The following is a 21,351-nucleotide window of genomic DNA, read 5'->3' on the forward strand; positions in this document are numbered from 1 at the left end:
TATCAACAAAAAAATGAACTCCTACGTTGTAGTATTGTGTTTAGTTAGGATTTAGTATCTAATTTGAATGGAATACTTTCCAATTTTAAAAAATATCCTAATTTTAGAAAATGATTATTAATTTTTCGATTAATTTTTAAAAACTGAAGAAAATCAGATTAAAAAAGCGAATATGATAAATAAGAAAATTTTTGTTGCCGGAATTACGCTTAGTTTTTTGGTAACTGCTTGTAAAACAAAAGATTTAAGAATGAATGTTGACAGAAATGCGGCCCCAACCGAAAAGAAGATTGTAGTATATCAGGTTTTTACACGTTTGTTTGGGAACAAAAACACAACCAACAAACCCTGGGGAACGATTGAAGAAAATGGTGTAGGGAAATTTAATGATTTTACTGATAAAGCGCTTCACGAAATAAAGGATTTAGGGGTTACTTATATTTGGTACACCGGAGTTCCGCATCATGCTTTGGTACGTGATTATACGGCTTACGGAATCTCTAATGACGACCCGGAAGTTGTAAAAGGAAGGGCAGGTTCTCCTTATGCCGTAAAAGATTATTACAATGTAAATCCTGATTTGGCGGTAAATCCAGCCAATCGTTTGCAGGAATTTGAAGCTTTGATTGCACGTACGCATAAAGCCGATTTGAAGTTAATTATTGATATTGTTCCAAATCATATTGCCCGAAAATACGAAAGTAAAAGTAATCCGGAAGGAGTTGCAGATTTTGGTGCCCATGATGATGTTTCGGTTGAATATGCTCGCGATAATAATTTTTATTACATCCCGAATACGCAGTTTGAAATTCCCGATGGGGATCATCCATTAAATGGAGAAAAAAATGTACTGATTGATGGTAAATTTAATGAATTCCCGGCAAAATGGACAGGGAACGGTTCGCGCAAAGCAAAACCGGACCAAAATGACTGGTATGAAACGGTAAAAGTAAATTACGGAATTCGTCCTGACGGTTCTAAAGATTTTCCGGAACTTCCATCCGGATTTGATCAAAAAGATTATAAAGAGCATTTTGCTTTCTGGCAAGATAAAGATGTACCGGATTCCTGGAAAAAATTCAAATCGATTGCTTTATATTGGATTGATAAAGGAGTTGATGGTTTTCGATATGATATGGCCGAAATGGTTCCGTATGAATTCTGGAGTTATATGAACTCGGCTATCAAAATGAAAAATCCGAATGCCTTTTTGTTGGCGGAAGTGTATAATCCGAATGAATATCGAAATTATATCCGTTTAGGAAAAATGGATTATTTGTATGATAAAGTTGAAACGTATGATAAACTGAAAGATGTGGTTCGTGGCAAATCATGGCCTGATGGACTTTCGGATATTCAGAAAGGTATGGCTGATATCGAACATCACATGTTGAAATTTTTGGATAATCACGACGAACAGCGTTTAGCAAGTGCCGAATTTGCAGGAAGTCCAGAAAAAGGAAAGCCTTTGATGGTCGTTTCGACAACTATTAGTACTGCGCCTACAATGGTTTATTTCGGACAGGAAGTTGGAGAGGCAGGAAATGAAAATGCAGGTTTTGGTACCCGTTCGAGAACCTCTATTTTTGATTATATTGGCGTTCCCAATCACCAGCGCTGGATGAACAAAGGTAAATTTGACGGTGGACAACTTACGGATTCAGAGAAAAGTTTGCGTGATTTTTATAAACGTTTATTGAATTTTTCGATTACTAGTTCTGCTTTGATGGGCGAGTTTTACGAAATGCAATTGGCTAACCGATTTAAAACAATGGGGTACGATGATTTTATGTATTCGTATGCACGTTGGTCGGAGAACCAAAAATTACTTGTAGTAGCTAATTTTAGTGCTACTGTTACAAGTGAGTTTGATTTGAAAATTCCATCAGAAATCATTTCAAAATGGAACTTAAAAGACGGCCAATATCAACTGACAGACCAATTGTATAAAACAATTACAATTCAGATGCAGGTTCAGAATGGAGAAGGGGTAGCAAGGGTAAAAGTTTTGCCTTCAGAATCCTTTATTTTTGAGTTAAAGTAAAATACTCAAAAAGCATAAAAAAAGCTGATACTTAATTTTATCAGCTTTTTTTAGTTTTAAACTTTTCTAACCTTCGTTAGAGCGGTTTTATAATTTTCGTTTACTTTTTCCCAATTGATTAATTTGTAAAAAGCATCAATATAACTTTTCTTTCTGTTTTGATAATCCAAATAATAAGCGTGCTCCCATAAATCAATTCCTAAAATTGGAGTTCCTTTGATTAAGGCATTTTTCATTAATGGATTGTCCTGGTTTTCGGTTGTGCTTACTTGTAATTTACCTGTTTTATCCACAACTAACCAAACCCAGCCAGAACCAAATTGTTTGTTGGCTTCGTTTTTAAATTGTTTGGTAAGGTTATCAAATGAGCCAAATTCAGCGTTGATAGATCCCGCAAGCGTGTCTTTAGGAGTTTGTTCTTTTGGTGTCAGAATATTAAAATAGAGCGTATGATTGTAATAGCCACCTGCATTCTGGCGAAGCCTTGCATTATTTAAGTCTAAATTTTTTAAAATATCTTCAATAGGAGAATTTTCAAACGCTGTAGTCACTATTTCTTTATTTAAATTATTAGTGTAACTTAAATAATGCTTAGAATAATGCGTTTCTAAAGTTAATGAACGAATCGCCGGAGCCAATGCGTCATAGGCAAATGGTAATTTTGTTAACTCAAAAGAACCTGGTTCGGCTTTTACATCATTGGGTGAGCCAATGATGATTTTTTCTTCTTTTGTTGGTAAGGGTACTTCAACAACTTCAGTAAGTTTTTTTTCGTTACAAGAAAATAATAAAATGAAAGAAGCGATAACTGGAAATAAAGTAAATTTATTCTTCATAATGAATTATTTAGTTGTTAATGAATCGATGATTTCGATATATTTTTCTTTGGCTTCATCAATTGAAATATGACTTATTTGCATCCAGGCATTAGTCTTGAAAGCATTACGTAAATCAAAATTTTCAGATTGATTGTATTTTGCAGTTCCAAAAGTGGCTTGTTTATAATAAGCATACAAACGCAGCTGCACATCTTGTGGCAATGCCGCTTGTGTCATCAGTAAAGCTTTATCTACAGCTTCAGAAAAACGAGTATCTAAATCTTTTTTTGTCATTTATGCTTTTGTAGCAATAATGGTTTTTCCGCCAATTGCTTTTTGGTTTAATTCAACATTGATTGGAGTACCTAAAGGTAAAAATAAATCAACTCTTGAACCAAATTTTATAAATCCGGCATCAGTACCCTGAACAACCTGCATTCCTTCCTGAGCATAATTTACAATTCTTCGTGCCAAAGCACCTGCAATTTGTCTGTATAAAATCTGACCAAAGGTTTCGTTTTCGATAACTACGGTAGTTCTTTCATTTTCTTCACTTGCTTTTGGATGCCAGGCTACCAAGAATTTTCCTGGGTGATATTTACTGAATTTAATGATTCCATCCATGGCATAACGGGTTACGTGTACATTGATTGGAGACATAAAAATAGAAACCTGTAAACGTTTGTCCTTGAAAAATTCACCTTCGTAAACTTCTTCAATTACCACTACTTTTCCATCAACTGGAGCAAGGATGTGATCGCTGTTTCTGACTGCAATTCTTTTTGGGTTTCTGAAAAATTGTAAAATGATTATCAAAACCACAAACGCAGCAATTTGAACTAACATTCTTAGCCAATTGATATCAATAAATTTGTCAGCAAGTAAAAGTACAACAACAGTAAAAATTGTACCTAGTAAAATTGATGGAGCTCCTTCTTTATGAAACATAATATAAAATTTGATAAAATAAAAATATAATTGGTGCTACAAATATAACACTATCTAGTCGATCTAGTACACCACCATGACCTGGCATAATGGAGCCGCTGTCTTTTACTCCTGCGACACGCTTGAATTTTGATTCTATCAGGTCGCCTATAGTTCCAAAAATACTGGCTATTAAGGCAATTATAGTCCAAATCAGAATAGACATATTGCTAAATTCAGGAGTAGGTTTGATGTATAGTTTAGAAATCAAGAAACCAGCAAAAGCTGCGAAAACAACACCTCCAAGAAAACCTTCAATAGTTTTTTTAGGAGAGATGCGTTCAAATAATTTATGTTTTCCCATCGATTTACCCACTAAATAGGCAAAAGTGTCATTAGTCCAGATCAGGATAAATAATCCTATAATGATTTTAGGATTATAATCTTTTATACCAAATGAAATTTTAGTGATAAAAATAAAAGGAGTAGTAATATAGCCTAAAAGGTAAATGTACTTTGATGTTTGGCTGATTTGTTGTGTATCATCAAACAAAAAAACAATACATTTTATCGATATGATTAGGGTAATTGCTAAAAGTGCAATATACAGATGATCGATGTTTAAGGTGACTTGTATTTTTTCTTTTAAAAAGGAATTGATGTAGTTTTCGGTTTTAGTTTTATAAAAACTAATCAAAACAATAGTGGTGTAAAAAACAGCTACAAATAAAAGGGAAGAAATTTTATTTAGGTTTACTAAATTACAGAATTCATAAGTTGCAATAACTAAAAATATACCGAAAAGTACAATAAAACTTTCAGTCGAAAAAAGAATAGAAGTCAGTAATAATACTATATAAACTGCACCTGATAGAGCTCGTTTTAGTGTTTCGTTCATCTTAAAGATCTTCTAAGAGCAATAAATATAAGTTCTTTGCAACACTGCCGTATTGTGTAAAATCTTCTTCTTTTGCTTTTTCGAAATATTTTATGGTCGTGATATTCGTTGGGTAGTCTCTTTCGTATTTTCGTTTAATGGCACTCAGACCATCGCTTTTTACGGAAAGAATTTGACTTGTAGTCGCAATAATGACAATGTTTACCGGTAATTCGTTTGGTTTATTTTGACGAATTTGTTTTGATGAAAATAATATTGATCCTTCATCAGCTATCAGGTTTTCACAAGTGGCTAATAGAAAAGATGGTTTTGAAGGGGCAATGTAAAAAAGTTTATTTTCGTCTAATAAATTGAATAAGGCTGGTTCATAACATAAAACTTCTCCTTCGAACCAATCATTTTCTTCTAAGATATTTTCGAATTGTTCTGCAACTTCTCGTTTGTTTTCGCAATACAAAAATTTACCACCATTCTTTTTAAAATTAAAAATGAATTGTTCGTCTATGGATAAATTGTTATCTGGAGCTGGATTGCCATATTCACTTTCACTTTCTTCTTCAGAAGCGGTATTGCTAGAACCAAATATTTTTTTGAAAAAACTCATTATATATGAAATGCTTTACATGTTAATTGAAAACGTTCAAAGATAAAAAAATCTTAATTCAAAAGGCTATTTTGAATTAAGATTTTAAAAAATATTAAATATTTCGTTAAAGTTTAAGAAACCACTTCTTCTAAGTTTTTATCAAAAGTACGTTTTCCAAAAATGTTTTCTAAGTCATCTTTAAAGATTACTTCTTTTTCAATTAAAATATCAGCCAACTGATTTAGCTTGTCTTTGTTTTCTTCAAGAATTTGAATCGCTCTTTGGTATTGACCTTCAATTAATTCTGAAATTTCTTTGTCAATTACTTTAGCAGTTTCATCAGAATATGGTTTTGAGAAATTGTATTCGCTTTGTCCGGTTGAATCATAATACGTAACATTTCCTATTTTATCATTCAATCCATAAATTGTTACCATGGCACGAGCCTGACGTGTAACTTTTTCTAAATCGCTCAAAGCACCAGTCGAAATTCTGTCAAAAGTTACTTTTTCAGCAGCTCTTCCGCCCATAGTAGCACACATTTCGTCTAACATTTGATCAGTTCTCACGATTTGTCTCTCTTCAGGTAAGTACCAGGCAGCTCCTAAACTTTGTCCGCGAGGAACAATTGTTACCTTAATAAGTGGTGCAGCATGTTCTAACATCCAGCTTACAGTTGCGTGACCCGCTTCGTGAATTGCGATGGCTCTTTTCTCTTCTGGAGTAATAATTTTATTTTTCTTTTCAAGACCACCAATGATTCTGTCAACAGCATCAAGGAAATCTTGTTTGTCAACAGCAGTTTTGTTATAACGGGCAGCAATTAAAGCAGCTTCGTTACAAACGTTAGCAATGTCAGCACCAGAGAAACCTGGAGTTTGTTTGGCTAAGAAATCCAGATCAAGACCTTCAACTTTTTTAATAGGTGCTAAATGCACTGCAAAAATTTCAGCTCTTTCGCGAATGTCTGGTAAGTCAACAAAAATTTGTCTGTCAAAACGACCCGCACGCATCAAAGCTTTGTCTAAAACATCAGCTCTGTTGGTTGCAGCCAAGACGATTACGTTAGAGTTGGTACCAAAACCATCCATTTCGGTTAATAATTGGTTCAATGTGTTTTCTCTTTCGTCGTTACCGCCTGACATATTGCTTTTTCCTCTAGCTCTACCCACAGCGTCGATTTCGTCGATGAAGATAATAGCAGGAGATTTTTCTTTGGCTTGTTTAAACAAATCACGAACACGTGACGCACCAACTCCTACGAACATTTCAACAAAATCAGAACCTGATAAGGAGAAGAAAGGAACCTGAGCTTCGCCGGCAACCGCTTTTGCCAATAATGTTTTACCAGTTCCCGGAGGTCCTACCAATAAAGCTCCTTTTGGGATTTTACCACCAAGATTAGTATATTTTTCAGGGTTTTTAAGGAATTCTACAATTTCCTGGATTTCCTCTTTTGCACCTTCCAGACCTGCAACATCTTTAAAAGTGGTTTTGATATCTGTTTTTTCATCAAATAATTTAGCTTTAGATTTTCCGATATTGAAAATTTGTCCGCCACCGCCACCGGCACCACCTGACATTTTTCTCATAATAAAAATCCAAACAGCAATGATAATGATGATAGGAAGTAAGCTGATAAGAATATCGCTCCAGTTGTTTTTCTGTAAAAAATTAAAATCTTTCAGTTTGCCTGTGCTTACTGCTTTTTCTAATTTTGTTTGAAAAATCTGGTCGTTACCAATTTCCAAAGTATAATGAGGCCCTTTGTTTGCATTTCCAAACATATCTTTAGCAACTTTGCTATTTGCTTTGTCTTTAAGTGCAGCAGGGGCTAAATATACTTCAGCTTCGGCTTTGTTATAAACGATTACTTTTTCAATTTGTCCTTTTTCTAATAAAACATTGAATTTAGAAGAAGTTAATTGAGCAGGTTCGCTTAAGTTTGATCCTCCAGTTGTAAAACTGATAACCAAGAAAACCAAAAGTATTGCGGTATATATTAACCAGGGACTTATTTTAAATTTATTCTGATTCGGATTATTATCTTTAGCCATTAGAAGAAGTTTCTTTTAGTATTTGTTTTCGATTGTAGTTATTTTGGCATCACCCCAAAGACTTTCGATATTGTAGTATTCGCGAATATGTTTCTGGAATACGTGTACTACGATGTGTACATAATCCATCAATACCCATTCTGCGTTATCGGTACCTTCTACATGCCAGGGTTTATCTTTTAAATCTTTGGATACTGTTTTTTGAATTGAGTTTACAATGGCGTTAACCTGAGTGTTTGAGCTACCGTTGCAAATAACAAAATAGTCACAAACAGCCGTGTCTATTTCCCTTAAGTCAAGAATATCGATATCATTTCCTTTTACTTCTTCAATTCCTTTGATTATGTTCGCCAATAGAACATCGTTGTTTATAGTCTTTTTCGCCATGAATTATTTTTATGAATCTGTAAAGTTACCAAATTTTGTGATTATTTTTGAACCTTAACAAAATATTAAATTAAGTTATTTAAATTACTTGAATGAAACTAATCAAACTCGATGCCATAGATTCTACCAATGACTTCCTAAAAGCATTAGCCAGTCAGGATGAGCTGGACAATTTTACGGTCGTAACAGCTGAAAATCAGACAAAAGGAAAGGGCCAAATGGGAGCCAAATGGCAGTCAGAATCAGGTAAAAACTTAATTATGAGTGCCTTGGTAAAGGATTTTGTGTTTGATAATGAGCACGTTTTCAACCTGAGTATTGTAGTTTCATTATCGGTAATTCAAGTCTTAAAATCATTGAATATTCCTGAATTAAGCATAAAATGGCCTAACGACATAATGGCAGGGAATAAAAAGATTGGTGGCATATTAATCGAAAACACGATCAAAAGCGATGGCAGAATCGTGTCAGTCGTTGGGTTAGGACTAAATGTTAACCAGACTAATTTCGAACATTTGCCTAAAGCATCTTCGCTCGCAGCAATTTCAGGAGTCGAATTTGATAAAGATTCTTTGCCCTTTTTTATTGTAAAAGAAATCCAGAAAAAAATCGAATTATGGAATACCAATTCGGTTCTTTTTTGGGAGGAATATTATAATTCGTTATTCAAAAAAGGAGTTCCGATGCCTTTTAAAAATAGAAACAACCAGAATTTCATGGGAATCATTCAAGGCGTTTCTTCCACAGGAAAAATCCAAATTTTACTCGAAGATGATACTGTAGCCGAATTTGATATCAAAGAAGTTCAGATGCTTTATTAGAGGTTCTAAGGTTCTGAGTTGCTAAGTTGCTAAGGTTTTCGACCACGGATAACACGGATTTTAAGGGATTTTACCGATTTTTTTTTCAGTCCGGGATAAATAAATCTGCTCAATCTGCTCAATCTGCCCAATCTGCGAAAAAAAAAATCAGTAATATTCCGTCAGACCAGTAAAAACCCTTGGTCCAAAAAAAAAAGCCCGATTCGAAAATCAGGCTTTATAAAATGTATTTTTTTAAAACTTACAGCTTCGTCATATTAGTAGCCAAAGTTTCGATAAATTTACTAATTGGTCCTTTGATCATCATCGCCATCATAGCATTGAATTCGCCATCAAATTTTAATTGTACAGCACTTTCCGAATCTGAAATGCTTTCGATATCCGACACTAAAGTAAAAGGAAGTTTATCGCTTGCAGCTCCTAAAACAATTTTGTTTGGCGCTGTTTTCTCCTTCATTTTAAGTTTGATTTCCGGCATCCCTTTCAATCCAAAAATAAAAGCATCTTCGCCAATTACCTCGAATTTAGCGATATTATCCGGCATTAGTTTCTCGAAATTCTTAACATCAGACAATAAATCAAATAAATCTTGAGCTGATTTCTGAACAGTAACTTTTGGACTTTCTAAGTTCATATATATTTTTGTTTATTTTATTTTAATGGGAAAGAAAAAATAAATTCCAATTTTTTTAAATTCCAAATTCCAAAAAAGATCGAAGCGATTTTTCAGAAAATCTTTACTCTTTACTCTTTACTCTTGTTTCCAGGTCGATGGTGTAACGCTCCATTCCTGCAGCGTAGCCAAGTCATCCTCTGTAATGTATTGTTTATCAACAGCTAAATCCAGCAAATTCGAATAGTTGCTAAGCGTATATAAATCGATATTAGCGTTTTTAAAGTTTTCTTCGGCAACACCAAAACCATAGGTAAAAATCGCGGCCATCCCTTTTATGTTAGCACCTTCGTTGCGTAAAGCTTCCACAGCCATCAAACTGCTGTTTCCGGTACTTATCAGGTCTTCAACCACTACAACACTCTGGCCTTTATGCATAAAACCTTCAACCTGATTTTGTCTTCCGTGTTTTTTAGGTTCCGGACGTACATATACAAATGGTAATCCAAGGCTTTCTGCAACCAGAATACCAATACCAATCGCACCTGTAGCCACACCGGCAATAACATCGGGCTTACCAAATTGTTTTTCTATATTTTTCGCAAATTCATCACGAATATAATTTCGGATGCTCGGAAATGAAAGAATTAACCTATTATCACAATAAATAGGTGATTTCCATCCAGAAGCCCATGTAAAAGGATTTTCGGGATTCAATTTAATTGCATTTATTTGCAAAAGCAATTCTGCTGTTTTTTCGGCGGTATCTTTATTAAAAATCATAGTACAAATGTATAAAGTTTTTGTGAACGACAAACCACTTTTTTTGACAAATGAAATCTCACGTGAGACTAATTTTCAATTGTTCTTGTTAGAGAGTATTGACATTGAACAACTTATTGTCAAAATCTTTCAAAATAAAATTCAAAAGGCTTATTTGTATCATCCGGACGAAAAGGAGATTATGAAAACTTTAAAAGCTAAAATTCCTGTTAATAAAGCCGGTGGCGGATTTGTCTATAACAAGAAAGGCGAAGTGCTTTTTATCTTCCGAAACGGAAAATGGGATCTCCCAAAAGGCGGAATCGAGAAAGGTGAGGACATCGAAGACACCGCCATGCGCGAAGTCGAAGAAGAAACCGGTGTTGGAAAACTACGAATTACCAACAAACTCCAAAAAACCTACCACGTTTTTAAACGCAACGGAAAATACAAACTCAAAATCACGCATTGGTTCGAAATGCAGTCCGATTTCGAAGGAACCCCAGTAGGTCAGGCCAACGAAGGCATCGAAAAAGTAGCCTGGCTCAACCCCGAACAAATCAAAGAAGCCCTAAAAAACTCCTACGAAAACATCAAATTGTTATTCGAAGAAGAAAATACTTTAAATTAAATTCCAATTTTTATAAAAATTCCAAATTCCAAATTCCAAATTCCAAATTCCAATTTTTCAAAGTTTATTTAGCTTTCTTTAAATTGGAATTTGGAATTTTAAAATTTGACATTTCCTTTAATAGGGGCGTGCCACCATCCCGATAAAAGGGCAAACATACTTTGCGCTTATACGCCCTTTTATCGGGATGCTGTCGGGCTTTCGCTGCTACTTCGGTAGCTTAGCTCTATCCCTCACGCGAGCTACACTTTATCTTAAAACTCTTTTTTGTGTTAAATACTGACAGTAAAAAATCATTGCAGTAGTAACCAAAGCCATAATGATAGGCATAGACCAAAGTACGCCCATTGCTTCAACTCCTGCCGAAAAAAAATAGCTGTACACGATAAAACCAAGACTTCCGATCAGGCAAATTACAAATAAGCCAACTGATTTCCGGGAGCGAAAAAGCATAGCGGCTGCTGCAAAAAAGTTTCCCCAAACCGATACTGTCCAGCCAATTGTGGCCCAAAGCGGAAAACTAGTGTAGTACATAATTTGTTCGTTGGTCATTCCCGACGAGCGAAAATAAGTTTCTCCCTGAGCAACACTCATAATATAATCTAAGCACGAAGCAATTCCGAACAGCAATAAAATTCCACCCAAAATCCAGCCATGCCAAGGCATAGGAGAACTTGTAGTGCTTTTGAGAGTAGTGGTTTTCATAAATAAATGGTTTAAGGTTTTGTTAGTTAAAAAGGCAAACGCTTAATAATGTGCTGCCTATAATTTTATTTAGACGAATAAAGGATTGTTTCGTAACACAAAAAGAAAAAAAGAGAGTGAATGATTCCTGATTTGTCTAATCTAAAACATATTTTGAAATCGGATTATAATTGCTTTTTGATGAGTTTACACAAAATGTTGTCCAGTCTCCACAAAATCTTGTCCAGCCTCAGAAAAACGTAAAATTTCACGTCAGCGATGTGAAACTTCACGTCTGTGATGTGAAATTTCACACCAAGAACGTAAACATTTACGTCCGGAACGTGAAATTTCACGTCAGCGATGTGAAATTTCACGTCTGTGATGTGAAATTTCACACCAAGAACGTAAACGTTTACGTCCGGAACGTAAAATTTCACGTCGGCGATGTGAAATTTCACGTCTGTGATGTGAAATTTCACGTCCAGGACGTGAAATTTGGCATAATTGACTTCTGTTTTGCGAAGTCTCATGACTTTGTACACGTTCCAATATTCTTGCATTACCCCAAATTTGACGTCAGCCACGTCAAATTTGACATCGAGGACGTCAAATTTGACATCAGGAACGTCAAATTTGGCATAGAGGACGTCAAATTTGACATCGGGCACGTCAAATTTGGCGTCAGGTACGTCAAATTTGGCATCGGGTACGTCAAATTTGACGTCAGGCACGTCAAATTTGGCGTCCAGACGAGTTTTTATCAGCTAAACGTTTTGAAGAGTGATTTTGTGAAAGTTTATTTTGAAATTAAGTCCATGAATTCGCACCAGCCATGAATTCCGTAGGAATAAAACATATTGTAGCGACGGATTTCAATCCGTCGTAGAATTGAACGTCATGTGTCAAAATTCCATAGGAACGATTCATATAAATAAGCATAAGCATTGACCGAACCTACGGCTCTTTTGATTTCTGGCATATCGCTAGACTGGATTAAAATCCAGCCCTACAATATTTGAATCGAGCCTATGGCTCTTTATTTAGCACGCTCAAAAAAGCTTTATTTCAACATAAAGATAGCGCGGATTTGCAATCCGTGCCCGCAAAGATTGATAGTTTCTACCCATAAAACAAAAGCTACAGAATTGGTTTTCTTGTAGCTTTAATTTTGGTTTGTATTGTGTCTTATTGTTGCGGGCACGGATTGCAAATCCGCGCTATCAGGTGTGATCTAACTTAGCAGTATTTTTATTTTTTCAAATTTTTCAAAAGTATTGAAGAGAGAAATCCACAGCTAATCAGAAAAATTAAAAACAAACATCTCAAAGGTCTTTCAGAAAATGCTTCTAATGGAAAAATACAACTGATAACAAAAAGAAAAAATGCAATTAGATAAAGATACTTTTTAGAAAATTCCAGATACATATTAAAAGCAAAAATGGATATGCTAAAAATAATTCCGGTGTAAAAAATGGTTAAACCAAATCCAATCGATTTATGCTGAATTGGATAAAAAAGAGTCAAGAGATAGTGAATAGTAACAATTATAACAATTTGAATTAATGAAATCAATATTGGTTTTAGGATTTTTGCAATCATTTTTAGTAATTATTGATAGTTATACAAAGTACAGAGACTTGTTACAAGTTACAGTTTTTTTGCTAAAGCGATCTGAAAAAAAAATGTAAATCAAATTAAGACATACCTATAATTGCGGGCACGAGCGAGACGCTCGCGCTAACTGAGGAATTCTTTTAGTAATTATAGACAGTAGTTTTAATTTTTTACTTCTTGCGCTATGGCTTCTAATTGTTCAGTTAATTCAATAACTTCTATAATATTATCTCTACTTTTTGCAGTAAAATTTTCCATATCTAAAACCCTGATTGCTGTTCCTGCCATACATACCATGAGCATATTAGTGCTTCCCGCTCCAATCTCATTAAAATCTATATCTGTAGATATAATTGCATTACCACCTTGTCTTACACATTGAACTCTTAAATCTGCTTGACAAAGATTTGTTGCTCTAGCTATTTTTTGATTAGTTGCATTAGAACCTGAACCAAAAAAATCATTAAATGACCTGGATAATTCTGTTGCAAATCCAGTTCCAGATGTAGTTTGCGATGTCACCATACCAATAACTTCATATTTCCAAGCTATTGGAGCTGGACTCGACATAACAGGAATAGTATGAATAATTTGTTGAAGTCTATTTTCAATCTCGCCTTTTTGCTTTCTGAAGTTATTTGCAATTTTAGAAAGTAGAGGAGGTGAACAATTATTGCAGTAAGCTTCTTTACTTAATTGTAAATGCCTATTTATAAATTCTGCTTCAGATGGTAAAATTAAATCTGAGCTAAAAAATCCTTTTAAAGATTTATCGCAATTTGGACATTTTTCAAAGTTCATGTTTATTGGTGATTTGTATATTATTATTAAAATTTGCTGATACTTAATATATGAGAAAAAAAATCAAACATTATTTTGCTGAAAATCAATATGCTATTTTCTTTATTCTTCAAATATAAACTTTATGAACAAACCATTATTACGTGAAACCATAAAACCAGTTAAATAAAAAAAACTTTGCGACTTAGTGCCTTTGTGGCAAAAAAATCACAAAACACGATAAACAGGATACTGCAAATGCGCCTTTTCATAATAAACCGAATGTTTGTAAACCCAGTCCAGTTGCGCTTCTGGATTTTTGGCAAACTCAGCGTCGGTTTGTTTTTTAGCTTCCATTTCGGCTTTAAGGGGTGGGATGTCTTTTAGTAATTGCGCCGCTGTATCTTCAAAAATATAATCAGAATAATGTTCTTTTTGCTGCAAAATAGGATCGAAGAAATTCCAGTTAAAAAACGAATCCACACCCTCAGGTTCAAAAGCTTCCAGAAGATATTTCACCCCTTTTTGGTTGGTTGAAACGATGTAATCGCCTTTGGCAAAAGCCACCTTTTCAACTTTAGAAGTTACTGTTGTATTACGGTGCAAATAATGACCTTCGTAAGCACTTGGAACCGTTTTGAAACTCGCTATTTTATAACTTTCAACCGCTATAATAGTGTCATTCTGAATCTGCTTAAAGGCAATACCATTATTCTTCAAAAGTTCCATAATATTCCAGTAACCATGCGGAATGATATAAGCAGACGGAATAACAACTTCTTTCAGTGATTTGAATTCTTTGATATACGGCACGTCTTTCTGGTACGGTTTGCTTCGGTCATAATACAAACGATTTCCTGTCGTGGCTTCGCTTTTTTTGTAACCCGCTTCAAAACCACGAAAGTTAAATGTAGTTGCTTTGGTACTGTCCATTGCCCATTTTAGCGTATAGGACTTTTTAGGCTGATATTGTTCGAGGTTTTTCAGGCGCAACTCTTTTATTTTTTGAAAGTTAGCATCCGTAAAATCCAAAGTAGTTTTCATGTATTCGTAGGTTACTTTTACACGTTCGGCATATTTTTTCAGCATGTGTGTTTCGACCACAAAACCAATCGTGTTAAACAACGAAGTATAACCAGTAGTATATCGCGGACTATCGACAAACTGCCCAAAACCTTTGTCCGGAGTATCTTTGAACGAATCGACATAAGGTGTCATTTCGATTTTCTTTTTCTGGAGGTCTTTCACCAAAGCTGGCATCATCTCCTCATTCATAAAATTGCCCAAAACTGTTCCTAATTTGTTATGCTGCGTCATAATATAGGTTAGTTTGTATTGATAATCAGAGCCGTTGCTCACGTGATTATCGATAAAAACATCGGCATTGATCTTTTGAAAAATCTCCACAAAACTTTTGGTATTTCGGGTATCCGATTTCATCAAATCACGATTCAGATCATAGTTTCGGGCATTTCCTCTAAAGCCATAAACCTCAGGCCCGTCCTGATTGGCTCTTGTGGTCGAATTTCGATTGAAAGCACCGCCAATATTATACACCGGAATGCAAACCAATACTGTATTTTTAGGCGCTTTTAGTTTCCCGATGGCCAAATCACGGTACAATTGCATGGTAGCATCGATTCCGTCAGGCTCACCCGCATGGATACCGTTATTGACAAAAAGGACTGCTTTGTTTTTCTGAATTACATTAAAATCAAATTCCTTCTCCGGATTGTAAACCACCATGTGCAAAGGTTCACCGGAATCTGTAAGTCCCATTTCCTGAATCTGAATCGTCGGGAAATCATGCGCCAGAAGTTTGTAATACGTAATAGTTTCAGGATAAGAAGCCGATTGATTTCCGTTTCCTTTCTCGAAAAAAGTATCGTATTTGGAATTGTTCTGAGCGAAAGTCGTTATTGTTAGAAGTGAAATGAGAAAGGTGAAAAGTTTCATGATTGGAGCGTTTTGTTGAAGATTCAAATATAAAAAATAGTTTCAGGTATTCTTTGTTTCAAGTTTGAAATGCGAATAATTTTACCGCAAAGTTCGCTAAGATTTACGCAAAGATTCGCAAAGTTTTTATAATAAAACTTTGCGGTTTTGCGCCTTTGCGAGATTAAAAAAAAACTACACAAAAATTCTCAAAGCTTTGTGAATCTTTTTTCTCATAACAATAAAAAAAAGAAACTTTGTGTATCTCTGTGAAAAAAACTATCCGCATTTCAAACTTGAAACAAAGAAAACCTGAAACTTGAAACCTTTTAATTACTTTTGCAAAATGAATAAAAAACACCATTCCAATAACATACTTTCGAATTTAGGAATTGAGAGCCTAAACGAAATGCAGGAAGTTGCTAACGATGCAATTTTGAACGACAACAATGTTTTACTACTCTCTCCAACAGGATCAGGAAAAACATTGGCTTTTTTGTTGCCGGTTTTAGAATTATTACAGCCTGAAATTCTTTCGGTTCAATGTTTGATTCTGGTGCCTTCGCGCGAATTAGGTTTGCAGATTGAGCAGGTTTGGAAAAAAATGGGTACCGATTACAAAGTCAATATCTGCTACGGCGGTCACTCTATAGAGACAGAAATTAAAAATTTAAGCAATCCTCCAGCGGTTTTAATAGGAACGCCGGGAAGAATTGCAGACCATATAGACAGAGAAACTTTCCGTACCGATAAAATTCAGACGTTGATTCTGGACGAATTTGATAAGTCATTGCAATTGGGTTTCCATGAGCAGATGTCTTTCATCATCGGGAAATTAGCAAAACTGAACAAACGTGTTTTGGTTTCGGCAACTTCGGATATTGAGATTCCGAGATATACCAGAGTGGTAAATCCAACGGTTTTAGATTTTATTCCAGAGGAAGAAGAGAAAACGAATCTTTCGATGAAAATGATTGTTTCATCCTCTAAAGATAAATTAGAAAGTTTATTCAACCTGATTTGTTCGTTGAAATCGCAATCGGCTATTATTTTCTGTAACCATCGTGATGCTGCTGAACGTATTAGCGACACGTTAAACGAAAAAGGAATTTACGCCACCTATTATCATGGCGGAATGGATCAGGACGAGCGTGAGCGCGCTTTGATTCAGTTTAGAAACGGAAGTGTGAGTTACTTAATCACCACCGATTTAGCCGCACGTGGACTGGATATTCCGGAGATGAAACACGTTATTCATTATCATTTACCCTTAAAAGAAGACGAATTTACGCATCGTAATGGTCGTACTGCCCGTATGCAGGCTTCTGGTACCGCGTATTTGATCATTCACGAAAGTGAAAAAAAATTAGACTACGTAGATTACGGAATGGAAGTTTTGAAAGTAGAAAATACAACTACTTTACCAAAACCACCAGAATACCAAACGATTTACATTAGTGGCGGAAAGAAAACCAAACTAAACAAAATTGACATCGTAGGTTTCTTTTCTCAAAAAGGAAAACTCGAAAAAGGCGATTTAGGTTTGATTGAAGTAAAAGATTTTATTTCGTTTGCTGCCGTGAAATATAATAAAGTAAAAGATTTACTGAAAAACATCAAAGACGAAAAAATGAAAGGCAAGAAATTCAAAATCGAAGTAGCCAGAAAAGTGGTGAAGAAAGAGGAGGAGAGGTAGTTTTTAGTTTTTTTTGTTTGCTTCGCCAATTCGGCTAAAGCCTCGTGTCAGGTTTCAAGTTTCAGGTTTTCTTTGTTTCAGGTTTGAAATGTGGATAATTTAACCGCAATCCCGATAGCTATCGGGATTGCGGTAAAAAAACACAGCAATTCAAGTCATTTTAAAAGTGTTTTTCCAGATTAAAACCCTTTAGCTTTTTGATTATTAATTATTTAGTTAATTTTTTCGGTTTGTGTTGAAGATTATAAACAACATTCTGTTCTAATGTTAATAAAATAACGGTATAAATTATAATTTCTCAGATTTTTTCCGTTTGTTTATATCCTGAAATAATAAACCCCAAATCCATTATGAAAAAAATTATTACCATTGCCATTTTGTTCTTTAGTTTTATTTCTTTTGCCCAAATTAAAGTAATCGAAACCGTACCAGTAGAGAAATTAGGTCGTGTAAACAACAATTTTTACATTCAGAAAATTGGAAACGAATACACTGTTTTTTACAACACTGTTCAGACAGGTGACGAAGCTCCAGGTATCAAAAAGTTTACGTTTAAAAACGTAAATGATGATTATTCTAGTCTTTACACGATTATTGTAAACGGTTTTGCTGCAAGTCCGTTGTATGATATCAAATTAGAATTGCCAGACAACTACGTATGGTTGCATTACATTGCAAATACAGACAAAACGTTAGTGCAATTTATGGTTTCTAACAAAGACAATGCTACAGGAGCAAACGTTTCTGAACCATTATCAAGAGAACAAATCGAAAAATTATTCCAAAAAGGATAAATTTTTATTAAAGTTTATAACTAAAAAAGGCTATTCGTAATTTGAATAGCCTTTTTTGTTTGTTTCAGGTTGTTTTATTTGTTTCAGGTTTCAGGTTTCAAAAAAAAACTTAGAACCTTAGTAACTCAGCACCTTAGCACCTTTAAAAATCTATATTTTCTTCACGTACTGTGTGATAATTACAATTTGCTGGCCATCTACCTTTCCTTCGATATATTCTGCATTTTCGTGGTCTAAGCGAATGTTACGCACGGCAGTTCCTTGTTTGGCTACCATACTGGAACCTTTTACTTTTAAATCTTTGATTAAAACCACAGAATCACCGTGTTCTAAAATCACACCATTACTGTCACGGTGAATGATTTTGTTTTCATCCTCTTCACCTTCGCCCGTTGCTTGCGCCCAGGCCAAAGTATCTTCGTCTAAATACATCATGTCCAGTAACTCTTGTGGCCAGCCTGCGGCGCGATTACGGCTTAACATTCTCCAGGCTACAACCTGAACAGCAGTGTTTTCATTCCACATACTGTCGTTAAGGCATCTCCAGTGATTCAAATCTACGTGGTCCGGATTTTCAATTTGGTCGATACAAGTGCTGCACGCCAGAATGCTTTCGTCAATTCCGCCTTTTTGAGTGGGTAATACCTGATATACTTTTAGGTTTTCGGTTGCTGCACAAAGTTCGCATTTAGATCCGCTGCGTTTGTTTAATTCTCTTTCGATGCTCATTTTTATTGTTTATTTAGGAGAGCGAAATTACTTATAATTTGATTGGGGTGCAAGTTTATGTTTTGAGAGATGATAATGGCACGCAGATTTAACTGATCTAAGCAGATTATCACAGATTTTTTATTTTCTATAGGTTTTACTTCTTCACCCTAACTGCTTCAGGAACCAACATTTCGTATTCCCCGCCATTACGCAATACATCACGAACAATGCTCGAACTGATAAAAGATGTTTTGGCCGCTGTCAATAAAAAGACAGTTTCTATTTTGGATAATTTTCTGTTGGTGTGGGCAATGGCTTTTTCGAATTCGAAATCGGCTGGGTTACGCAGACCTCTCAAAATAAAATGAGCTTTTTGATTTTTGGCTAAGTCAATAGTCAAACCTTCGTAAGTAATCACCGAAATTTTTGGTTCGTCTTTGAAAGTTTCTTCAATGAAACGTTTTCTTTCTTCGAGTGAAAACATGTATTTTTTTTCGGCATTGACACCAATGGCAATTACAATTTCATCAAAAAGAGAAACGCCTCTTTTGATAATGTCTTCGTGTCCTAGAGTAATGGGGTCAAACGATCCTGGAAATATAGCTTTTCTCATTTTTCTTTTAAGGTTCAGAGTTTTAAAGTTACAAAGGTTCAAAGTTTTTTTATTAAAACACACTGAAGCTTTGTTTTTTTATTTAGTTTGAAATTTTTTAAGTAATTCTAAGCGTATTGATTGCAGGAACCCATTCGTCTTTTTGGCATACTTCGCATTTTGCGGTTCCTGCTTTTTGCTCTACTGTATGACCACAAAAAGTACAGGAATGAAAACCATGTTTTTCTATAATCTTACTTTTTTTATTAAATAACGAAGGCAAAATGGGTAATCCATAACCAACTTCTTTGTCATCAAAATAAAAAACACTTATTTCACCACTTGTTTCGATAAAGGCATGCTTAATCTGGCCTAAATGTTCCACAGATTTGATACGTAGTTCTGAGAAAAATTCATCCTGAGCTAAGCTTTCTTTTTTAAAAGTCGATACCGAAAATTTCCCTTCGTTGATTAGACATTCGGTTTTGCCCTCTATGAATTCCTCGAATTTTTTACTTTTCCCGGTTAACCAGGTTACTAATCGGTATAAAACAATTATTACTATAAAAACCACTGCAGCAGGAACAATGCCTACATCTTCATAAAACATAGGATCTCCGGCAGCAGAACCTAGTGCAATTACAATTACCGTTTCGAAAACGGATAATTGTTTAACGCCACGTTTTCCAGCCAATTTTAATGTCAATAACAAAATAATGAACATTATAGTCGAACGAAATATGACTTCAAAAATGAAATTCTGAGGCAAATCGTTGTAAAATATTCTATCCCACTCGAAGATTTCTGTCATTTTTTTTTGGAGGTGCTAAGGTTCTGAGTTGCTAAGGTACTAAGGTTTTTTATAGGTTCAAAGGTTCAGAGTAATAAAGGCTCAAAGGTTTTTTTTCTGGGAGTTAAAAGTTTTTTGAGTTTTTGTACGGAATGACAATACAGAGTTGAATGTTTTTTATAAAAAAAAGGTGCTAAAATCTCAGAGACTTAGCACCTTAGTATCGTAGCACCTTTAAGAAAGAGCTAACTCAATAGCATTGGTAAATAAATCTTCCAGAGAAATTCCGGCTGCTTTGGCTTGCTGTGGAATTAAACTTTCGGTGGTTAAACCTGGTATGGTGTTCATTTCCAGCATGTGTGGTTCGTTGTTTACGATAATGAATTCGCTTCGTGAGAAACCTTTCATTTTTAAAACTTCGTAAGCACGTTTGGCTGTATCGCCTATTTTTTGTGTCAGCTCGTCTGAGATTCTGGCTGGTGTGATTTCCTGTGATTTTCCTTCGTATTTGGCTTCGTAATCAAAGAAATCATTGTCGGATACAATTTCTGTGATGGGCAGCACCGTGATTTTTCCTTTGTAATTGATTACGCCAACAGAAACTTCGGTTCCGTCAAGGAAACTTTCGATAATGATTTCGTTGTCTTCTTTGTAGGCTACTTCAATGGCGATTGGCAATTCGTCAGCTGTTTTTACTTTCGAAATTCCGAAACTAGAACCTGCTTTGTTTGGTTTTACGAAACATGGCAAACCTACTTTTTTTACGATTTCTTCGGTATTGATGACGTCGCCTTTGTTCAGGTAATAAGAAATTGCCGTTTTGATTCCGTATGGTTTTAGTACCGATAATAAATCACGTTTATTGAAGGTTACCGCAGCTTGGTAATAATCGCAGGAAGTCTGCGGAATCTGTAATAATTCGAAATACGCCTGCATCAAACCATCTTCGCCCGGAGAACCGTGAATAGCGTTGAAAACACAGTCGAATTTGATTTTTTCGCCGTTTACTGTAACTGAGAAATCATTTTTATCAATTGGAAATTCAGCTTCGTTATCGTCAACATATACCCATTTTTCTTTGAAAATATGAATGCGGAATCCGTTGTATTTTGTTTTGTCAAGGTATTGTTTTACGACGTTTCCAGAGATAAGCGAAATTTTGTACTCGCTTGAATATCCGCCCATGATGATGGCAATGTTCTTCATTG

At 35.0% G+C, this 21,351-nt stretch carries 22 protein-coding genes; 5 read left to right on the forward strand and 17 right to left on the reverse strand.

What is annotated here, in order from left to right:
• Positions 1-172: 172 nt before the first annotated feature.
• Complete coding sequence (locus GON26_RS10820) at positions 173-2,044, forward strand: alpha-amylase family protein (RefSeq protein WP_160374832.1); 1,872 nt, start codon at positions 173-175, stop codon at positions 2,042-2,044.
• Positions 2,045-2,100: 56 nt separating this feature from the next.
• Here the strand turns inward: GON26_RS10820 and GON26_RS10825 are convergent, their stop codons facing one another.
• The 7 genes from GON26_RS10825 to rsfS form a co-directional block, all read right to left on the reverse strand.
• Positions 2,101-2,880, reverse strand: coding sequence for a superoxide dismutase (locus GON26_RS10825; protein WP_160374833.1), 780 nt, complete (start codon positions 2,878-2,880; stop codon positions 2,101-2,103).
• Between the two features lie 6 nt (positions 2,881-2,886).
• On the reverse strand, positions 2,887-3,156 hold the full coding sequence (locus GON26_RS10830; protein ID WP_160374834.1) for an acyl-CoA-binding protein: 270 nt from the start codon (positions 3,154-3,156) through the stop codon (positions 2,887-2,889).
• The gene (locus GON26_RS10835; protein ID WP_160374835.1) at positions 3,157-3,810 is read right to left on the reverse strand and encodes a phosphatidylserine decarboxylase family protein; all 654 of its coding nucleotides are present in this window, start codon (positions 3,808-3,810) and stop codon (positions 3,157-3,159) included.
• On the reverse strand, positions 3,800-4,687 hold the full coding sequence (locus GON26_RS10840; protein WP_160374836.1) for a phosphatidate cytidylyltransferase: 888 nt from the start codon (positions 4,685-4,687) through the stop codon (positions 3,800-3,802). Before GON26_RS10840 ends, GON26_RS10835 begins: the two co-directional genes overlap by 11 nt.
• A gap of 1 nt (position 4,688) precedes the next feature.
• Positions 4,689-5,291, reverse strand: coding sequence for a lactate utilization protein B/C (locus tag GON26_RS10845; protein WP_160374837.1), 603 nt, complete (start codon positions 5,289-5,291; stop codon positions 4,689-4,691).
• Positions 5,292-5,404: 113 nt separating this feature from the next.
• Positions 5,405-7,330, reverse strand: a complete 1,926-nt coding sequence (gene ftsH, locus GON26_RS10850) for an ATP-dependent zinc metalloprotease FtsH (protein WP_160374838.1) — start codon at positions 7,328-7,330, stop codon at positions 5,405-5,407.
• 15 nt (positions 7,331-7,345) lie between these two features.
• Positions 7,346-7,717, reverse strand: a complete 372-nt coding sequence (gene rsfS, locus GON26_RS10855; protein ID WP_007809313.1) for a ribosome silencing factor — start codon at positions 7,715-7,717, stop codon at positions 7,346-7,348.
• A 92-nt stretch (positions 7,718-7,809) separates the two neighbouring features.
• Here rsfS and GON26_RS10860 point away from each other — a divergent pair, with 92 nt between their 5' ends.
• The gene (locus tag GON26_RS10860; protein ID WP_160374839.1) at positions 7,810-8,538 is read left to right on the forward strand and encodes a biotin--[acetyl-CoA-carboxylase] ligase; all 729 of its coding nucleotides are present in this window, start codon (positions 7,810-7,812) and stop codon (positions 8,536-8,538) included.
• Between the two features lie 241 nt (positions 8,539-8,779).
• Here the strand turns inward: GON26_RS10860 and GON26_RS10865 are convergent, their stop codons facing one another.
• Together GON26_RS10865 and pyrE are read right to left on the reverse strand one after the other, a co-directional pair.
• Positions 8,780-9,172 carry an SRPBCC family protein gene (locus GON26_RS10865; RefSeq protein ID WP_160374840.1) on the reverse strand — a complete coding sequence of 131 codons (393 nt, stop codon included), beginning with the start codon at positions 9,170-9,172 and terminating at the stop codon, positions 8,780-8,782.
• A 117-nt stretch (positions 9,173-9,289) separates the two neighbouring features.
• Positions 9,290-9,934 carry an orotate phosphoribosyltransferase gene (gene pyrE / locus GON26_RS10870; RefSeq protein WP_160374841.1) on the reverse strand — a complete coding sequence of 215 codons (645 nt, stop codon included), beginning with the start codon at positions 9,932-9,934 and terminating at the stop codon, positions 9,290-9,292.
• 7 nt (positions 9,935-9,941) lie between these two features.
• Between pyrE and GON26_RS10875 the strand changes: the two genes are divergently transcribed.
• Positions 9,942-10,544, forward strand: coding sequence for an NUDIX hydrolase (locus GON26_RS10875; RefSeq protein ID WP_160374842.1), 603 nt, complete (start codon positions 9,942-9,944; stop codon positions 10,542-10,544).
• Positions 10,545-10,793: 249 nt separating this feature from the next.
• Here GON26_RS10875 and GON26_RS10880 read toward each other — a convergent pair whose 3' ends face one another.
• The 4 genes from GON26_RS10880 to GON26_RS10895 all read right to left on the reverse strand — a co-directional run bounded on the left by GON26_RS10880 (position 10,794) and on the right by GON26_RS10895 (position 15,581).
• Complete coding sequence (locus tag GON26_RS10880) at positions 10,794-11,249, reverse strand: hypothetical protein (RefSeq protein WP_160374843.1); 456 nt, start codon at positions 11,247-11,249, stop codon at positions 10,794-10,796.
• Positions 11,250-11,413: 164 nt separating this feature from the next.
• Positions 11,414-11,962, reverse strand: coding sequence for a hypothetical protein (locus GON26_RS10885; RefSeq protein WP_160374844.1), 549 nt, complete (start codon positions 11,960-11,962; stop codon positions 11,414-11,416).
• A 1,045-nt stretch (positions 11,963-13,007) separates the two neighbouring features.
• Positions 13,008-13,646, reverse strand: a complete 639-nt coding sequence (locus GON26_RS10890) for a heavy metal-binding domain-containing protein (protein ID WP_160374845.1) — start codon at positions 13,644-13,646, stop codon at positions 13,008-13,010.
• A gap of 207 nt (positions 13,647-13,853) precedes the next feature.
• On the reverse strand, positions 13,854-15,581 hold the full coding sequence (locus tag GON26_RS10895; protein WP_160374846.1) for a M14 family metallopeptidase: 1,728 nt from the start codon (positions 15,579-15,581) through the stop codon (positions 13,854-13,856).
• 325 nt (positions 15,582-15,906) lie between these two features.
• Between GON26_RS10895 and GON26_RS10900 the strand changes: the two genes are divergently transcribed.
• Both GON26_RS10900 and GON26_RS10905 read left to right on the forward strand, forming a co-directional pair.
• On the forward strand, positions 15,907-17,256 hold the full coding sequence (locus GON26_RS10900; RefSeq protein WP_160374847.1) for a DEAD/DEAH box helicase: 1,350 nt from the start codon (positions 15,907-15,909) through the stop codon (positions 17,254-17,256).
• Between the two features lie 350 nt (positions 17,257-17,606).
• Positions 17,607-18,050, forward strand: coding sequence for a hypothetical protein (locus GON26_RS10905; RefSeq protein ID WP_160374848.1), 444 nt, complete (start codon positions 17,607-17,609; stop codon positions 18,048-18,050).
• A 150-nt stretch (positions 18,051-18,200) separates the two neighbouring features.
• Here the strand turns inward: GON26_RS10905 and GON26_RS10910 are convergent, their stop codons facing one another.
• The 4 genes from GON26_RS10910 to GON26_RS10925 all read right to left on the reverse strand — a co-directional run bounded on the left by GON26_RS10910 (position 18,201) and on the right by GON26_RS10925 (position 21,349).
• On the reverse strand, positions 18,201-18,779 hold the full coding sequence (locus GON26_RS10910; protein ID WP_160374849.1) for a PhnA domain-containing protein: 579 nt from the start codon (positions 18,777-18,779) through the stop codon (positions 18,201-18,203).
• A 136-nt stretch (positions 18,780-18,915) separates the two neighbouring features.
• Positions 18,916-19,374, reverse strand: coding sequence for a pantetheine-phosphate adenylyltransferase (coaD, locus tag GON26_RS10915; protein WP_160374850.1), 459 nt, complete (start codon positions 19,372-19,374; stop codon positions 18,916-18,918).
• 97 nt (positions 19,375-19,471) lie between these two features.
• A complete protein-coding gene (locus tag GON26_RS10920) occupies positions 19,472-20,164 on the reverse strand; it encodes a DUF421 domain-containing protein (protein ID WP_160374851.1) in 693 nt (230 codons plus the stop codon).
• A gap of 213 nt (positions 20,165-20,377) precedes the next feature.
• Positions 20,378-21,349, reverse strand: a complete 972-nt coding sequence (locus GON26_RS10925) for a D-alanine--D-alanine ligase (RefSeq protein ID WP_160374852.1) — start codon at positions 21,347-21,349, stop codon at positions 20,378-20,380.
• Positions 21,350-21,351: the final 2 nt, after the last annotated feature.

The organism is Flavobacterium hydrocarbonoxydans (assembly GCF_009789235.1).
Taxonomy (GTDB): domain Bacteria; phylum Bacteroidota; class Bacteroidia; order Flavobacteriales; family Flavobacteriaceae; genus Flavobacterium; species Flavobacterium hydrocarbonoxydans.

Coding starts and splice junctions, on each gene's coding strand:
- GON26_RS10820 (WP_160374832.1), top strand. CDS start 173: ATGATAAATAAGAAAATTTTTGTTGCCGGAATTACGCTTAGTTTTTTG.
- GON26_RS10825 (WP_160374833.1), bottom strand. CDS start 2,880: ATGAAGAATAAATTTACTTTATTTCCAGTTATCGCTTCTTTCATTTTA.
- GON26_RS10830 (WP_160374834.1), bottom strand. CDS start 3,156: ATGACAAAAAAAGATTTAGATACTCGTTTTTCTGAAGCTGTAGATAAA.
- GON26_RS10835 (WP_160374835.1), bottom strand. CDS start 3,810: ATGTTTCATAAAGAAGGAGCTCCATCAATTTTACTAGGTACAATTTTT.
- GON26_RS10840 (WP_160374836.1), bottom strand. CDS start 4,687: ATGAACGAAACACTAAAACGAGCTCTATCAGGTGCAGTTTATATAGTA.
- GON26_RS10845 (WP_160374837.1), bottom strand. CDS start 5,291: ATGAGTTTTTTCAAAAAAATATTTGGTTCTAGCAATACCGCTTCTGAA.
- ftsH (WP_160374838.1), bottom strand. CDS start 7,330: ATGGCTAAAGATAATAATCCGAATCAGAATAAATTTAAAATAAGTCCC.
- rsfS (WP_007809313.1), bottom strand. CDS start 7,717: ATGGCGAAAAAGACTATAAACAACGATGTTCTATTGGCGAACATAATC.
- GON26_RS10860 (WP_160374839.1), top strand. CDS start 7,810: ATGAAACTAATCAAACTCGATGCCATAGATTCTACCAATGACTTCCTA.
- GON26_RS10865 (WP_160374840.1), bottom strand. CDS start 9,172: ATGAACTTAGAAAGTCCAAAAGTTACTGTTCAGAAATCAGCTCAAGAT.
- pyrE (WP_160374841.1), bottom strand. CDS start 9,934: ATGATTTTTAATAAAGATACCGCCGAAAAAACAGCAGAATTGCTTTTG.
- GON26_RS10875 (WP_160374842.1), top strand. CDS start 9,942: ATGTATAAAGTTTTTGTGAACGACAAACCACTTTTTTTGACAAATGAA.
- GON26_RS10880 (WP_160374843.1), bottom strand. CDS start 11,249: ATGAAAACCACTACTCTCAAAAGCACTACAAGTTCTCCTATGCCTTGG.
- GON26_RS10890 (WP_160374845.1), bottom strand. CDS start 13,646: ATGAACTTTGAAAAATGTCCAAATTGCGATAAATCTTTAAAAGGATTT.
- GON26_RS10895 (WP_160374846.1), bottom strand. CDS start 15,581: ATGAAACTTTTCACCTTTCTCATTTCACTTCTAACAATAACGACTTTC.
- GON26_RS10900 (WP_160374847.1), top strand. CDS start 15,907: ATGAATAAAAAACACCATTCCAATAACATACTTTCGAATTTAGGAATT.
- GON26_RS10905 (WP_160374848.1), top strand. CDS start 17,607: ATGAAAAAAATTATTACCATTGCCATTTTGTTCTTTAGTTTTATTTCT.
- GON26_RS10910 (WP_160374849.1), bottom strand. CDS start 18,779: ATGAGCATCGAAAGAGAATTAAACAAACGCAGCGGATCTAAATGCGAA.
- coaD (WP_160374850.1), bottom strand. CDS start 19,374: ATGAGAAAAGCTATATTTCCAGGATCGTTTGACCCCATTACTCTAGGA.
- GON26_RS10920 (WP_160374851.1), bottom strand. CDS start 20,164: ATGACAGAAATCTTCGAGTGGGATAGAATATTTTACAACGATTTGCCT.
- GON26_RS10925 (WP_160374852.1), bottom strand. CDS start 21,349: ATGAAGAACATTGCCATCATCATGGGCGGATATTCAAGCGAGTACAAA.